Below are 14,012 nucleotides of genomic sequence, written 5' to 3'. Positions count from 1 at the left end.
TTATGGTGTGGCTGTTGAGGGTGGAGAGATAATGAGGTGACCTTTCCTTGAGAAGCCACCTTTATTGTCGACCAAGAGATGTGGGCGAATCGACATGACACTCACTATCATCTAAAAATCAAGTAAGTTTTTTATGTGGATTTGGTTAGGGTATAAAGTCCTAACTTTTGCGGCAGAAGCGAGTAACCAAAAACGATGAATTCCATCCCTGTTGCCCTAAAGACCGGTTCCGGATTTAAGACGGTTCGGGCATATGTAGTATTGATGAAGCCGCGCATTATCGAGTTGCTTTTGACCACAACTCTCCCAGCTATGGTTGTAGCACAGCGTGGACTACCATCAATAAGTCGAGTTTTGATAACGCTTCTCGGAGGAACTTTAAGCGCTGGCGGTGCAAATGCAGCCAATATGTGGTTTGATCGAGATATAGATGCCTTGATGAAGCGTACAAAGCAGCGTCCTCTTGTAACCGGCGAGATCTCTCCAACGGCGGGCCTCTCGTTTGCTATTTTGGTCGAGCTGATATCGTTCATTATTTTATGGAAATATGACAACCTTCTGACGGCGTCACTCTCGCTTGCAGCAGCAGCTTTTTACTTCTTTGTCTACACAATGTGGTTAAAGAGGAGTAGCTCTCAAAATATTGTTATAGGTGGTGCTGCTGGTGCCGTTCCTGTCTTGGTTGGCTGGGCTGCAGTGCAGAATGATATAACGCTTTCCGGAGTTATGATGTTTCTGATCATATTTCTGTGGACTCCGCCACATTTTTGGGCTCTAGCCTTCCGTTACAAGGAGGACTATTCGAACGCTGGCGTTCCAATGCTGCCGTCGGTGGCTAGCTTCGAGCAGACATCTCGATCCATATTGATCTATACAGTTATCCTGGTCATCGCGACACTGGTTATGGGGCCAATCGCACACCTTGGGGTGATATATGATGTTACAGCTATAGCACTAGGAGCAGGCTTTATCTACTACGCCTTAAAGTTGCGCAGTAGTCATAGTCCCAAGGTTGCAATGCGGGTATTTAGCTATTCGATAACCTATTTGACAGTCCTATTTTTAGCAATGGGGATTGATACCCTTGTCTTCCACCACTAGCTCACCACTTGAGCCGTCAGGGTCTATGGGTGGTGACCAAAGAGGATCAAAGGTGACACCAACTCGGGTGCTCACCTTGATCGGGGTATTAGCGATTGGCCTGTTGGTGGTCTTTGCAGTTTTGAAAGCTACTAGCTCTAAAGCGTCGCTAGCTCTCTCAGCTCCTGGTTCTGGCGTGGTCACCTCCTCGCCGCTCGTTGGGCATCCGGCACCATTATTTTCGTTACCTTCTCTATCTAATGGTTCGAAATTCGTCTCTCTAAAGAGTCTTGAAGGACGACCGTTGGTGATAAATTTCTTTTCTCCCGCCTGTATTCCCTGTAGACAGGAGATGCCAACATTTGCATCTTTGGGTGGAAGATACGCTGGCAAGATTAACTTTGTTGGGGTTGATGAGACGTCGAGTTCTAGCGCCGCGCTTTCGTTCGTTAATTCCTTTCGGATTCCCTATCCTACGGTCATTGATGCAAATGGGGATTTAGTCGGACCATATTTGATTCCGGGAGTACCAGTGACAGTCTTTGTCGGATCTAATGGCGTGATCAAAGGGTACGTTGCTGGGGCAATCTCAAAGTCGACCCTCATCGCACGCACTAACGCCTTGGCCTAAGCGTCTTTAGTTAGGTGTTTTAGCTTCCTTTTGATGCTCTGGTGGTCTTTGTGGCCTTATTCGGAGTGGCTTTCGGGGCCTGTACCACGCGCAATGCAACCGAGACTGGACATGTACCGTGAAGCAGCCGGCCAAGATCTTGTATCACGCGCAAAGTGACTGCGAGGTGAGGAACAATTCGGTAGTCATTCCTCTTTTGAATCAATTTCGAACGAGGCTACCTTCAACTGGCAGATCTTTCTTCAACCTGCAGGTATCCGATGAGCTAAAGGTCTCCTTATTATGGTTGCTTGGAGCATTGGGAAGTAAGTCACAGAAGATCTCGCTTTGACCCCAGCGACGATGTTGTCCATTGGATCGAGCGGTTATTGGATCGAGCGGTTATTGGGCATTTTGGGTCATTAGCGAGTTGATCGAGTTGTCTAACCACGGCGAAGTGGTCCAAAGATTATGGAATCGTGGTCCAAAGATTTCGGCGAGATGGTCCAAAGATAGAAGAAAAGTCAAAATCTGTCTTGTCGTAACGTGACAACGCTCCATAGGTGATTTATCGTTAGCTTGATTTTGGTTAAAACATTCAACCCAAGAGTTTTATGAGGCGCATAAAAGCACTATGTAAAGCGCTGAGCCAAACCAACTCCCTTGGCCCCAAGGCAAGGGAGTTGGTTCTTTACATTGGCAGATTTGCCAATGGCGCTTGATATTTTTGTCAACTTCATTTAGAGCTGTAAATTAATAAAGCGAGATACTGTCTACTAATTTGTATCGTTATTTACACTACAGATTTGCATATACAAACTTTATTCTAAATATTCTCGAAGATGACATTCAGTTGATCCTCAGGCATAGTAAATTTTTAGACGAAGGTGAAGGAAGACACTATCGATAGGGCCATTGGTCCTATTCTCAATAGGGTCTTTTGTAGTCTTCAAAGTAGTTATAGAAAGGGGTAAGATTGTCGAAAGGAGCTCGCGCTGGCGCGCTATTAGTATCATTTGCGGCACTGCTTGGATTAATTGTCTTTGCGGTCGCAGGATATCTTAGGTCGACACCGCCGACTGTTTCAGCAACACCCTCCTCTACTCCTGGCGTCGTTAACCTTGTTATGCAGACTGATGGTGCAGTGGGCGTAGGTCCTCATCCAAACTGGGTGGGGTACTTTATCCAAGATGCCAACGGTGCTTGGCATCAGACCACTCTGATCCAGCTTCCTACACATAGCACTGTTCACGTAACGCTTTACGAATACGATTCAGGTGGAAACCTGAGAAATACCGTCTGGTCCAAAATACAAGGCACAGTCGGTAATATTGCGTATGTAAATGGAGTAGCGGAGAATATAGTAAATCCAAATTCCAATACGGGAAATGGAATAGCTCATACATTTAATGTTCCAGGCCTTGGGATCAATGTCCCGATGTATGGCGTCAGCTCAACTGCAAAGAATTTCTGTAATGCAGGTCCTTGCAACTTGAGCGAGGCTCATACCACTATTACCTTCCAATTCCACACCGGTGGCGTTGGTAGCTATAGATGGCAATGCTTTGTTCCATGTGGACTTGGTTATGTAGACGGCAATGGTGGCCCAATGCAAAACATAGGTTACATGGCCGGATTTCTGAAGGTGGTTTAGTCGATGGCTAATTTCGTTTTAGACGAATCCCGCAGCGAAGAATCCACTAAGGGCCATCTGACTAAGATCCTGGTAATTTGGGCTATCACCTCGGTTATCGGCATGGCGTTGGTTTGGTTCGTATTAGGACCTCACCTCCCGCCTGGCACGATGACCGACCAAGCCCAAGGCGCTCAGTTTGACATCAGGTTGGTGTCAACACTGGTAGTACCTGTGCTCTTTTTCGTCTGGCTCTTTTTTGGGTATTCGATTATGAAGTGGAGGGTGCGTCCGGGTGAAGACCCACTCGCTCCCGGCGCCAATATCAGCGGAAACTCTAAGGCTCAGGGCGCGTGGTATATAATCACCACCACTTTGGTCTTGGGTTTGGCTGCCTTTGGTACTTACTTTTTGGTGGTTCCAGCCGGAGCTGGAGGAGCTGAAGGTTCGAGCCCGATTTGGAGGCCTGCAACTAAGAACATTTTGCAGGTTCAAGTCATTGCACAGCAATGGCGCTTTACTTACCGATGGCCCCAATTTGGTGGCATGGAGACCACTAGTCTTGAACTTCCAAACAATACAGAGATTCAGTTCAATGTTACAAGTTTGGACGTTATTCACGACTTTTGGGCCTATGGCCTAGGGGTTAAGGCTGATGCGAACCCAGACTACAATAACATAGCTTACGCCAAGACTCAACAGACTGGAAAGTTTGTTGTTCGTTGCGACGAGCTATGTGGTATTTGGCACGGGGCTATGTATAACTACGGACATGTGGTAAGTCAAGCACAATTTCAGACATGGGCCTCCAATATGGAGACCCAAAATGCTGCTTTGACGAAACTTCTACCTAAGTATTCATTGACCTATACGCCTTCTTACTCAGGTGCTGGTGGCGGTTATTACAATACTGCAACCGACCCCAATGCGAATCTTTAGTTTGATTTGAATTGGCGGTATGTAATGTATAGCGAAAACAGCAAATATTTTGTTTTATTTTTTTTGAATTTGGAGGATTGCATTCATGGCAATTGACTTCTCGAAAGAGACCGAATCAGGTTCTTCGAGTGGCACTCCAGGTACTTCAGGTAAGGGTATCTTTAGCCCGAGCATAATAACTGGAGCCGTCGCCGGTGGCATAGGGTATCTCTTTGGCCACTGGATGGGTAATGCCATCGCCGGCGGCTATCCACAAGTTATAGGTAGTGGTCAAAATGACGTTGCTATCTGTCTTGGTTATGCTTTTGCTGTCGTTGGATGGTTTGCTGGCCTTGGGGCCCTCAACTATCCAATCAAGAAGATGCTGGGTTACGAGCCCGACTTTAGCGAACCTGAACTAAAGCCTGGATGGACGAAGTATTTTCAATATACCCAAGACCATAAGATAGTTGGAATCCAATATCTCTTTGGTATGTTGGTCTACTTCTTCACGGCTGGCCTGTTAGCTCTAGCCATTCGAACAGAACTGTTGTCGCCGACCCACCATATTTGGGGACCAAGCACCTACCTTGAAATCGTAGGTGAGCATGGAACCATGATGATGATGATGATGACTTCGGTGGTTCTTGGGCCGTTTGGTAACTTTATGATTCCTTTGATGATTGGCTCCAAGAAGGTGGCATTTCCTCGTTTAGAGGCAGCCTCGTTCTGGTTTACGCCGATCTCATATGTAATATTGTTGTCCGCATTGTGGCAGGGCGGCTTCCAATCTGGTTGGACGTCGTATGCTCCGCTCTCGATCCAACAAGGTGTGGGCCAGGATGCATATATCTTTGGATTCGGCCTGCAGGGCCTTTCAATGGTCTGTGCTTCGACGAACATTGTGGCTACGATTATCAACTATCGAGCACCAGGTATGACTTGGAATCGTTTGAATATCATGGGTTGGTCGATGCTGTCCCTTGGTTTCACAATGATTCTCTCAGTTCCAGTGCTTATTGATGGTTTGTATGTTTTGGCACTTGATCGCACTGCCCAAACTTCGATGCTCTATGGTCCCCACGGAGGTTCATCCTTCCTCTGGGAGAACTTGTTCTGGTTCTTTGGCCATCCGGAGGTCTATCTGTTGGCGATTCCAGGCTTTGGAATGGTCGCAGAGATTATTCCGGTCTTCGCGAGAAAACCGATCTTTGGTTACAAGACATCAGCCGCTGGTATGATTGGTCTGGCAGTGCTTAGCTTCTTTGTATGGCAGCACCATCTCTTCCAGAGCGGTATGAACCCGGATATGCGTCCATTGTTCATGTTGACAACAGAGCTGATCTCAATTCCTACAGGCTTTATTTACTTGGTTGGAATGGGAACTCTTTGGAAGGCTCGAATCCGCCTTACTGTGCCGATGCTCTTTATGTTGGGTGTTTACTTCAACTTCCTCTTCGGCGGACTGACTGGAGTTTACGTCTCTGACGTACCAATCAACGTAACGGTGCACGGTAGCTTCTTTGTTATGGCTCACTTCCACTACACCATCATGGGTGGGGTAATCTTCGCATTCTTTGGTGCGATCTATTACTACACTCCTTTGGTTACTGGATTCCAGCTCAACCAGAAGTGGGGTAAGATTCATTTCTGGTCGATGATGATCTCATTCAACTCGACCTTCTTGCCTTTGTTTGCGGTCGGACTCTTGGGTCAGCCGCGCCGAGTATTCGAGTATGCTCAGCGTCTTCAGACCTTGAATGATTGGGTTTCGATCTCGAGCTATGTGCTTGGGCTCTCTTTGACCTTCTTTGTCGTAACCTTCCTTTGGCAGCTTGTGGTTACTCGTACTCCTGCAGTTCGAAACCCATGGGGATCGCGCAGTCTTGAATGGCATGTGGACTCTTATCCACCGCCTCAACATAACTTCAAGACGGTACCTGTTGTAATGGCTGGACCCTATGAGTATGCTGATCTGGATGCATTGCCAATGGCTGATATAGTTGTTGAGAATGCCGATAAGGATGTAGTTCGCACGGGAGGCAAAGCATGAGTGAAATTACCGAAGATCGTCCCGTAGTGGACGAGGTGCAACTCTATCATGAGGCTGCACTAGGTTCTCACTGGTGGGGCGCGAGGATAGCTATTGGCTTGGTGATGACCCTTTTTGGTGGAATTGCCTTTGCTTATTTCTATCTACGTTCTCTGAACTCGCATGGCCTTTGGGATCCACATGGTCAGACTGCTTCGACCCTTATGGGCTCTCTTATTCTGACCTTGGTTCTTCTGAGCGCTATCTTAAATGCATATGGCAACTTTCGCCTAAAGAAGGGCTCGACAATTGACTGGCAGGTAGCCAACATTACGGCTCTTCTGGCTGGGTTGTTTGCGGCTGGTTTCCAGATTTGGGAGCTGAGTCGGTTGAACTTCTTTCCAGGTGCTTTTGGATACGCTGGCGTCTATGTTGCATTTGCTCCTGTCTATTCCGGCGTTATTATCCTGTCAATGTATTGGCTAGAGACCTTGATTGCTCGTTCGTTACGCAATGCTCGCGCACTTGCTAGCGATGGGGGAGTGGGGCTCTCGAGCTCGATGATGGCTGAGAACTTTAGATCTAATCTTGAGGGGTTTAGCTATTACTGGGCTTTCGTGGCAATCGTTTCAGTGGTATTTTTTGTCCTCTTTTACGTTCTCTAACTTGTGGTTGTGATGAATAGAGTGCCTATTCGTCACAACTCAAAGAAAGGTAGCCATGTTTACTAGTGTAGGTCCGATGAACGTGCCTGCTGGTGGTGTCCTGACAATGGTCATTCCGCTAGGCATATTTATAGGAATTCTCTTTTGGGGTTTCTTCCAAAGGAAAAGATTCAATTAGTTTTTAGTTAATAATTATGCAGGAACGGGGGTGTTGGCCATTTTGGCCGGTACCCCCGTTTTTTATTCTCTTTGGTTTTGTTCCCCTTGTCGTCTTTTTGGCGACGTATGCCAAGGTGGCTTAGGGGTGTTCCTATTAGCTTGCTATCGAACTCGTGATCTTCTTTAGTCCATCGTGTTTGGATGTAGGCTTCGGTGGATTCGGCTGGTTTTTGGGATTGATGCCATAGCGGAGTGACTAGGGGCGCATTGGGCGTGAACGCTGAGTTGGTATTTAGTCTCCTGGTGGATTTTTTTCTGTAACATTGGCTTCTTTAATTGCTACCCAGTTTTCAAGTGTCCATGGGTTGTAGTGACAAAGTTTCCCAGGATCGCTTTAGCGGACAATTTGTCGAATTAGAGATTGATGCGATTCGATAGCGGAGAGAGGCGACAGTTGCACAAGTGGATTTTTTACCCTTTTGTATTTAAATCATGTACTTTTTGTAATACAACGCGCACCTTTTGTTCAAGTGTTTTTATTCAATATGGCCTAGCACCGGTAGGTGGAGGGAGAAAATGCCACTTGGAATAGTTGATTTTTTCAATTGTGTAATTGTCTCTGAGGGTTGGATATAGGTGGTCCAAAGATTAAAGAAAAGTCACCAAGTTGCATTTTGGTCTTGGCAAGGTGCATTTTGGTCATAGCAAGGTGCCAAGGCGGTCTTCGTTAATTTTAGCTCTTGTGGGTTTCGCAAGAGCATCAGATCAGACATTGCGACCCACGCTATGACACATATCAAGATATAGACGAGATTGTGGTTTTTCCAGGGCTTCTTCTAGGGTTGGGTTAACTAACGCAATTGAGATTATTTGCTCATGATTTGGACTATTTGGTTCTTTTTTTGCTTTGATCTAAGGGTTCTTGCAAAGGTTGGTAAAGGCTGCTCTAGAGGCGAACTTGGAGAGAGGTCTCTTAGATTCGGCCGAGGCTTGTCTATTGGTTTACGAGAACCATTGCTCTAGATGAAGCGTTTTGTCGGATGGTTGTTTGATTAGATCGAGAGGGCTTTGGTTAGCTGTCGAGGTCGTATTAACGTTCTCTTTTTTTGTATGGCTCTAGCTCTCAAGCTGGTACATCTCTCTATTTTGTTGTAATTGGCAATGGTTTGGTGGGTTGTAGATTCGGTTTTTCTATCCGGCGTTGGTGGTACAGGCTCGGGGGTCCCAGGGCTGAAGCGGTGTATTAGAACTAGTTGCCGGCAGGGTGATGGGTGCTGTGGTAACTGTCGGATGGGAGTTTGCGGCTGTTGAATTTGGCGAAGGTTGTGCTTGTTGTTGAGGTGGGGCGACGCTTAGTGAGGTGCCTGTTATGACATTTATCTTTGCACCATTGGATGTCGTTCCTTGGCTTAGGACCACTGCGCCTGAGAGGCTCGCCATGACTACTTGTGCTTGGTTTAGATATCCAGGAGCATAACGCACCACCGTCTCTAGGTTTGAGCCGTAGATAGGACTATTTCCTGTTGCTAGGATCTTGTAGCCCAGGGCGCCTAAGGAGGTAGCGATGGATGAGGCTTGTTGGTATTGACCTGTTCCATTTAGCACTGCGATAGAGATGGTGCTATGTGACAGTTTTGGTACACTAAGGCCAAGATATTGGTTCATTACCGCAGCGTCTTGGGGTTGTGCTGGAAAGACCACATCTCCGTAGCTGGCACCTAGGTATTGATAGTTGTTCTCGAGGGCAATTGGGAGGGTGGCTGTTGCTACCGCGCTTGGATTAATATTTCTGAACGTTGTGGCCAGGCCAAGAAGTCCGTTGAAGGTAAAAGTACTGTCTAGCTTGAGGAAGGGGACCACTGACGAGAGGATTGAGTTGAGCTTTAGTGGGTTGGATATTCCTTTAGCTTTTACTTGTTGGGCCAGTACTCTGAGGAATTCGTGATCTCTTCGAATCCTAGAGAGGTCTCCTAGTCCATCGGGTAGGTAGTTGATCCCATTTGTTGAATAATACATTTCGCGAGAGCGCACTAAAGCTAGGGCCTGTGTGCCGTTGAGGTATTGGCACCCAGTGTGGGTTATGTTGAGACCGGTCATAGCGTCTTTTACATAATATGGAAAGTCCATATATAAGCCACCTAAAGCGTTGACAAGGGATTGAAATGTATCGAAATTCAATTCGACGTAGTGCTGGATAGGTATCCCTAGGTCTTGTTCTATTGTGCTAACGAGCACCGATGGCCCTTTGTTTAGAGCGGCATCGACGCGGTTTGATTTGGTTGAGCCGGGTATGGGCAGGAACAGATCACGAGGTAAGGATACCAAGGTGACCCTTTTGGTTGCGGGGTCGAGATGAGCGATCATAGTCACATCGCTTCTGGCGCCACCGACTTGAGCTCCTGTGCCAAAGGCGCTGGCTTGTTTGCCGTTCAAAACGCTTCTGGAGTTGTTCCCAACCAGAAGGATGTTGATTGGTTGGTTGGATATGGTTGCAGAGAGACCGCCCACTCCTACCTTTTTTATCTGTCCAAATTTGATCCTGGCATAGCCATAGACGCCTACTACCCCGAGGATTAGAACCAGAACCAAGATACCAATTGTTGCAACCAATATTCGTCGTCTGCGATAGATCTTGTGGTTTGGTAGGGCTGGCTTTGAGTCCTTTGGTTGAGGAGGTTGATAGTAAAATTGATTCTCGGGCATTTAGTTGCGTTCTTTGTTATCGATCGAATATGAGATTTGTGCAATTGGGTTGAAAGTGCAATCGCTCAAACTAGCCTATTAGGTATTAGTTGCCCGTAAAGTAAGTACTGCGATACTTACACGGTTCATGGAGGCTAAATGCCATCGAATAAACTGCGGCTCGTACCAACTGGTGCGGGTGGCCTCACACTCAAAGCGCAAGTTCTCTCCAAAACAGAGATAGATCGCGCGATTACTCGAATAGCCCACGAAATATTAGAGCGCAACAGAGGTCCTCATGACCTAATGCTGCTAGGTTTGCTCCGCGGTGGCGAATGGTTTGCCCAGGCGTTGGCCAAACGAATTGAAGTTCTCGAAGGGGTAACGGTCCCTCAGGGTGTTTTAGATGTTACCCACTTCAGGGATGATTCCACGGAGGCTTCGGCTGGCGCAATGGATCTTCCAGCCGATCGTAGTTTTCTGCCTTGTTCCGCAGAGGATAAAGTCGTCATTTTGGTTGATGATGTTATCTTTACAGGTCGAACGGTCCGTGCTGCTTTGGACTCGCTTTTATCTCGCGCTCGGGCATCTAAGGTCCAACTTGCGGTGATTGTGGACCGTGGCCATCGGGAGGTGCCAATACGCCCTGACTTTGTCGGCAAGAACTTGCCAACAGCTCTTAGTGAATACGTTGAGGTTACCCCTGAATCGATCTCCATCTACCAAGATCAGGGACAGACAAACCAAGTTCAAGAATCCTAGGGCGGTATTGCTAAATGCTTTCAGAGGGGCTTCATACAATTCAACAACTCGGCGAAGCGGATTTGAGGTCTATCATAGACCGTTCGCTGGATCTTCGCGGTGGTGCAAGTCCAAGGGTTTATCGGTCCAAAACTTTAGCGTTGATGTTTTTTGAGAGCTCCACTAGAACGCGTGTCTCCTTTGAGATGGCAGCCAAAAAGTTGGGTGCCTCGGTGGTGGTCTTTGATTCGAAGAACTCATCCTTAGCTAAGGGCGAGACCCTAAAGGATACAATCTCGACGATTTCGTCCTATTGTCCAGATGCCATAGTGATTCGTTCCTCTTTCGGTGGTGCTTCAATACTGGCTCAAAGGTGGTCCAATAGCGCGGTCATTAACGCTGGCGATGGAGCTCACCAACATCCGACTCAGGCTCTCTTGGACCTTGTTACCTTGGTCTCACACTTTGGGTCGATCGATGCTCTGGCGGGTAAAAAGATTGCAATTGTCGGCGATATCTCTCATTCGCGCGTCGCGCGTTCCCTGATATCCCTATTGTCAAAGGTTGGCTCCAAGGTGGTACTTGTGGGTCCCAGGGATCTTGTTCCGTGGCAATTTGAAGGCGAATCTGTCGAAATCAGTGATTCGTTTGATTCGGTTGTTCCTAAGGTCGATATCTTCTACATGTTACGAGTGCAGCGCGAACGGATTCGAGGTGACTCAGTGATCCATGACCAAGAATATGCGAGCAGGTTTTCCTTGACCAAGGAGCGATTTTCAAAGGGTTCTAAAGGCGCGATGATCATGCACCCTGGTCCTGTATTTCCAGGTATGGAGGTGGATTCGGATCTCGCAGAATCTCAGCGTTCGCTAATTAGAGAGCAGACTAGAAATTCCATCTTTACCAGGATGGCGGTCTTAGAGGCGGTCTTTGAGGCCAATTCAAATACAAAGGGAGAGGCTTGAATCGTTCAATCTTGATTTTGAATGCAATTATTGCTGATCGTAATGGGTTTCGTTTGGGTGACTTGCGAATTGGCGAAGGGCTGATTCAAGAGGTTGGCGATCGATTGACTCCGGGCAATGGCGATATTGTACTAGATGTTCGCGGGGGCGTCGTTGCCCCGGCGTTTGTGGATCCTCATACTCATTTACGACTTCCAGGTGATGGCGAGTCAGAGACCTTTGAAAGCGGAAGTCGAGCCGGTGCGCTAGGTGGCTATGCATCGCTCTTGGCCATGCCCAATACCACTCCAGTGGTTGATAACCTTTCTATTTTGTCGCACCTTCGAGAGATGGTAAAAGACCTGCCGCTTCGAATTGCCTTTGCTGCATCAACTACTAAGGCGAGACAAGGAGAAGTTCTCTCGCCAATTGGTGAGCTGGCCAGTGCCGGAGTTAGGGTTTTTACCGACGATGGTTCGGGTGTTCAAAGTAATCTAGTGATGCGCCGGGCTCTAGAGGTGGCATCGCGCCTGGGTGTCGTTGTTGCACAGCACGCTGAAACGTCAGAGTTTTTCGATGGTGGGGTAATCAACGAGGGACTTGTCTCAGCTGAGTTAGGTCTACCTGGGATTCCTGGCATCTCTGAAGAGTTGATGGTTGCTCGAGATATAGAATTAGCCACCAATACCAAGGCTCCAATTCATTTCTTACATCTTTCGACCGCTCGCTCGGCCGAACTGGTTCGTTCAGCTAGGGCGAACGGATTAGCAGTGACGGCTGAAGTCACCCCACACCACCTCTTTTTAGACGATGGAGCAACTAGAAGCTTTGATTCGCGCTTCAAGGTCAATCCGCCCCTTAGAGATAGGGCCTCTATCGAGGCGCTTTGGAGAGCGGTTGGTGATGGAGTCTTTGAGGTAATTGGGACCGATCATGCCCCCCATGCAACCTGGAAGAAGGATGCTCCAATAGAGATCGCTGCCTTTGGGATGTTGGGCCTACAAAACTCGTTCCAAGTTTTACTCACTGGAGCACAAGGTGTAATTGCGGATTTAGGGATCATTCCGAAGCTTCCATCCCAGGTGATAAAAAGTGCACAATTGCTCGATAACGATCCCCATCCATTTGAGTTATTGGCCTGGTTATGGCGGATCATCTCGATGATCTCCTGGCAAAGTGCAAGCCTCATTGGTGATACGGGCGGATCGAGTGGAATCTTGGACGTAGGGGCAATAGCAGACTTGGTGGTATTGGATATTGAAGCGACGCGAACCATGGCGATAGAGGCTCTGGCCTCTAAGGCCAAGAATTCGCCATATCTTGGCATGACACTAAATGGCGCAGTTCGCCATTTGATAGTTGGAGGCAAAGCTTTGGTAATAGATGAGAAACTTCAAGAAGAGGGTAATTGGCGTTGATTTTTAGCGAAGAAACTTTTTTTTCCAGTGATGGTTATCTCGTTTTGAGTGATGGTACCTTTTATGAGATCGAGATCCTCTCGCTCTCTCAAAAGAGCTACGCCGGGGTGGTAGCCCTTGGCGAGGTTGTATTCAACACTGTTCTAACGGGATACCAAGAGGTTGTTACCGATCCATCCTATGCAGGCCAATTTATAACTTTTACTACTCCAGAGATAGGAAACTATGGCTGCAACTTCCATGATATGGAGTCAGATCGGATCTGGGCTAACGCGGTTGCTATCCGCAACTACAGCGGAGTGCGCTCCAACTATCGTGGGGAGAAGTCGCTTCTGGCGCTTTGTGAAGAGTCCAACGTTCCCCTGATACAAGGTTTGGATACCCGAGCCCTGACGAGACATATCAGAGAACATGGTGCCATGCCTGGAGTAATTGGCGTTGGCGACCCAAGGGAACTTGCCAAATTCGCCACCTCCGAACACTCTACCGACAATAAAGATTTAGCTGCGGTGGTCACTAGGGGTAACTCCTTTGAAGTTGGAGAGGGACCTTTGGTAGTTGCGATCGATTACGGGATGAAGTCATCGATCATAAGATATCTAGCGGGGCGCTTTCGCCTTAGGGTGGTCCCGGCGACTACAAGTGGAGCCGAGATCTTGAGCTATGGTCCAGCTGGCGTTTTTCTATCCAATGGTCCAGGTGACCCTTCCGCGCTCACCTATTCCAATAGCCAGATAACAGAGGTACTTGGGAAGGTACCGCTCTTTGGAATATGTCTTGGCCATCAACTTCTTGCTCGAGCTATCGGTGCCACAACCTATAAGTTGAACTTTGGTCACCATGGTGGTAATCATCCGGTTTCGCGCTTGAGCGACCAGGTGGTGGAAATAACGAGCCAAAATCACAACTACGCAGTCGATCGAGATTCGCTCTCTTTGGCCTATGGCAAATCTACAATTACTCATGTCAATCTGAATGACAATGTGGTTGAGGGCTTTTCGCTAGATGATGCAAGGGCCTTTTCAGTGCAATACCACCCAGAAGCTTCACCAGGTCCCCACGACTCGCTCTACCTCTTTGATCTATTCGCAAAAGAAGTGCGATCTGCCTGAGACTACGGGCGATGAGCC

Annotated in this window: 11 protein-coding genes; 10 read left to right on the top strand and 1 reads right to left on the bottom strand. The window is 47.7% G+C overall.

Going from position 1 to position 14,012, the window contains the following annotated elements:
• Positions 1-195: 195 nt before the first annotated feature.
• The 6 genes from ACIDITHRIX25_RS77930 to ACIDITHRIX25_RS77905 all read left to right on the top strand — a co-directional run bounded on the left by ACIDITHRIX25_RS77930 (position 196) and on the right by ACIDITHRIX25_RS77905 (position 6,938).
• Positions 196-1,101 (top strand): heme o synthase, encoded by a 906-nt coding sequence (locus tag ACIDITHRIX25_RS77930; RefSeq protein ID WP_052605972.1) that lies wholly within the window; start codon positions 196-198, stop codon positions 1,099-1,101.
• A 52-nt stretch (positions 1,102-1,153) separates the two neighbouring features.
• Complete coding sequence (locus tag ACIDITHRIX25_RS77925) at positions 1,154-1,711, top strand: TlpA family protein disulfide reductase (RefSeq protein WP_160291838.1); 558 nt, start codon at positions 1,154-1,156, stop codon at positions 1,709-1,711.
• Positions 1,712-2,666: 955 nt separating this feature from the next.
• Positions 2,667-3,344: a hypothetical protein gene (locus ACIDITHRIX25_RS77920; RefSeq protein WP_201733176.1), complete on the top strand. Its 678-nt coding sequence runs from the start codon at positions 2,667-2,669 to the stop codon at positions 3,342-3,344.
• Positions 3,345-3,347: 3 nt separating this feature from the next.
• The gene (locus ACIDITHRIX25_RS77915; protein ID WP_052605975.1) at positions 3,348-4,262 is read left to right on the top strand and encodes a cytochrome c oxidase subunit II; all 915 of its coding nucleotides are present in this window, start codon (positions 3,348-3,350) and stop codon (positions 4,260-4,262) included.
• Between the two features lie 85 nt (positions 4,263-4,347).
• On the top strand, positions 4,348-6,294 hold the full coding sequence (locus ACIDITHRIX25_RS77910; protein WP_201733175.1) for a cytochrome c oxidase subunit I: 1,947 nt from the start codon (positions 4,348-4,350) through the stop codon (positions 6,292-6,294).
• The gene (locus ACIDITHRIX25_RS77905) at positions 6,291-6,938 is read left to right on the top strand and encodes a cytochrome c oxidase subunit 3 family protein (RefSeq protein WP_201733174.1); all 648 of its coding nucleotides are present in this window, start codon (positions 6,291-6,293) and stop codon (positions 6,936-6,938) included. Before ACIDITHRIX25_RS77910 ends, ACIDITHRIX25_RS77905 begins: the two co-directional genes overlap by 4 nt.
• 1,350 nt (positions 6,939-8,288) lie before the next feature.
• On the opposite strand, the gene ACIDITHRIX25_RS77900 is transcribed toward ACIDITHRIX25_RS77905, so the two are convergent.
• A complete protein-coding gene (locus tag ACIDITHRIX25_RS77900) occupies positions 8,289-9,800 on the bottom strand; it encodes an LCP family protein (RefSeq protein ID WP_201733173.1) in 1,512 nt (503 codons plus the stop codon).
• 138 nt (positions 9,801-9,938) lie between these two features.
• On the opposite strand from ACIDITHRIX25_RS77900, the gene pyrR reads away from it, so the two are divergent.
• From pyrR to carA, 4 genes are read left to right on the top strand one after another with little or no spacing between them, the layout of a single operon-like run.
• Entirely contained in the window at positions 9,939-10,541 is a 603-nt protein-coding gene (gene pyrR, locus ACIDITHRIX25_RS77895; RefSeq protein WP_052605986.1) for a bifunctional pyr operon transcriptional regulator/uracil phosphoribosyltransferase PyrR, read from the top strand.
• Positions 10,542-10,555: 14 nt separating this feature from the next.
• Positions 10,556-11,485, top strand: a complete 930-nt coding sequence (locus ACIDITHRIX25_RS77890; RefSeq protein ID WP_201733172.1) for an aspartate carbamoyltransferase catalytic subunit — start codon at positions 10,556-10,558, stop codon at positions 11,483-11,485.
• Positions 11,482-12,882 carry a dihydroorotase gene (locus tag ACIDITHRIX25_RS77885; protein ID WP_201733171.1) on the top strand — a complete coding sequence of 467 codons (1,401 nt, stop codon included), beginning with the start codon at positions 11,482-11,484 and terminating at the stop codon, positions 12,880-12,882. Before ACIDITHRIX25_RS77890 ends, ACIDITHRIX25_RS77885 begins: the two co-directional genes overlap by 4 nt.
• Complete coding sequence (gene carA / locus ACIDITHRIX25_RS77880) at positions 12,873-13,994, top strand: glutamine-hydrolyzing carbamoyl-phosphate synthase small subunit (protein ID WP_349632157.1); 1,122 nt, start codon at positions 12,873-12,875, stop codon at positions 13,992-13,994. Before ACIDITHRIX25_RS77885 ends, carA begins: the two co-directional genes overlap by 10 nt.
• Positions 13,995-14,012: the final 18 nt, after the last annotated feature.

Source organism: Acidithrix sp. C25 (genome assembly GCF_904848545.2).
The sequence above is the reverse complement of the archived record's forward strand: the minus strand, read 5'-3'. Positions and strand labels throughout refer to the sequence as shown.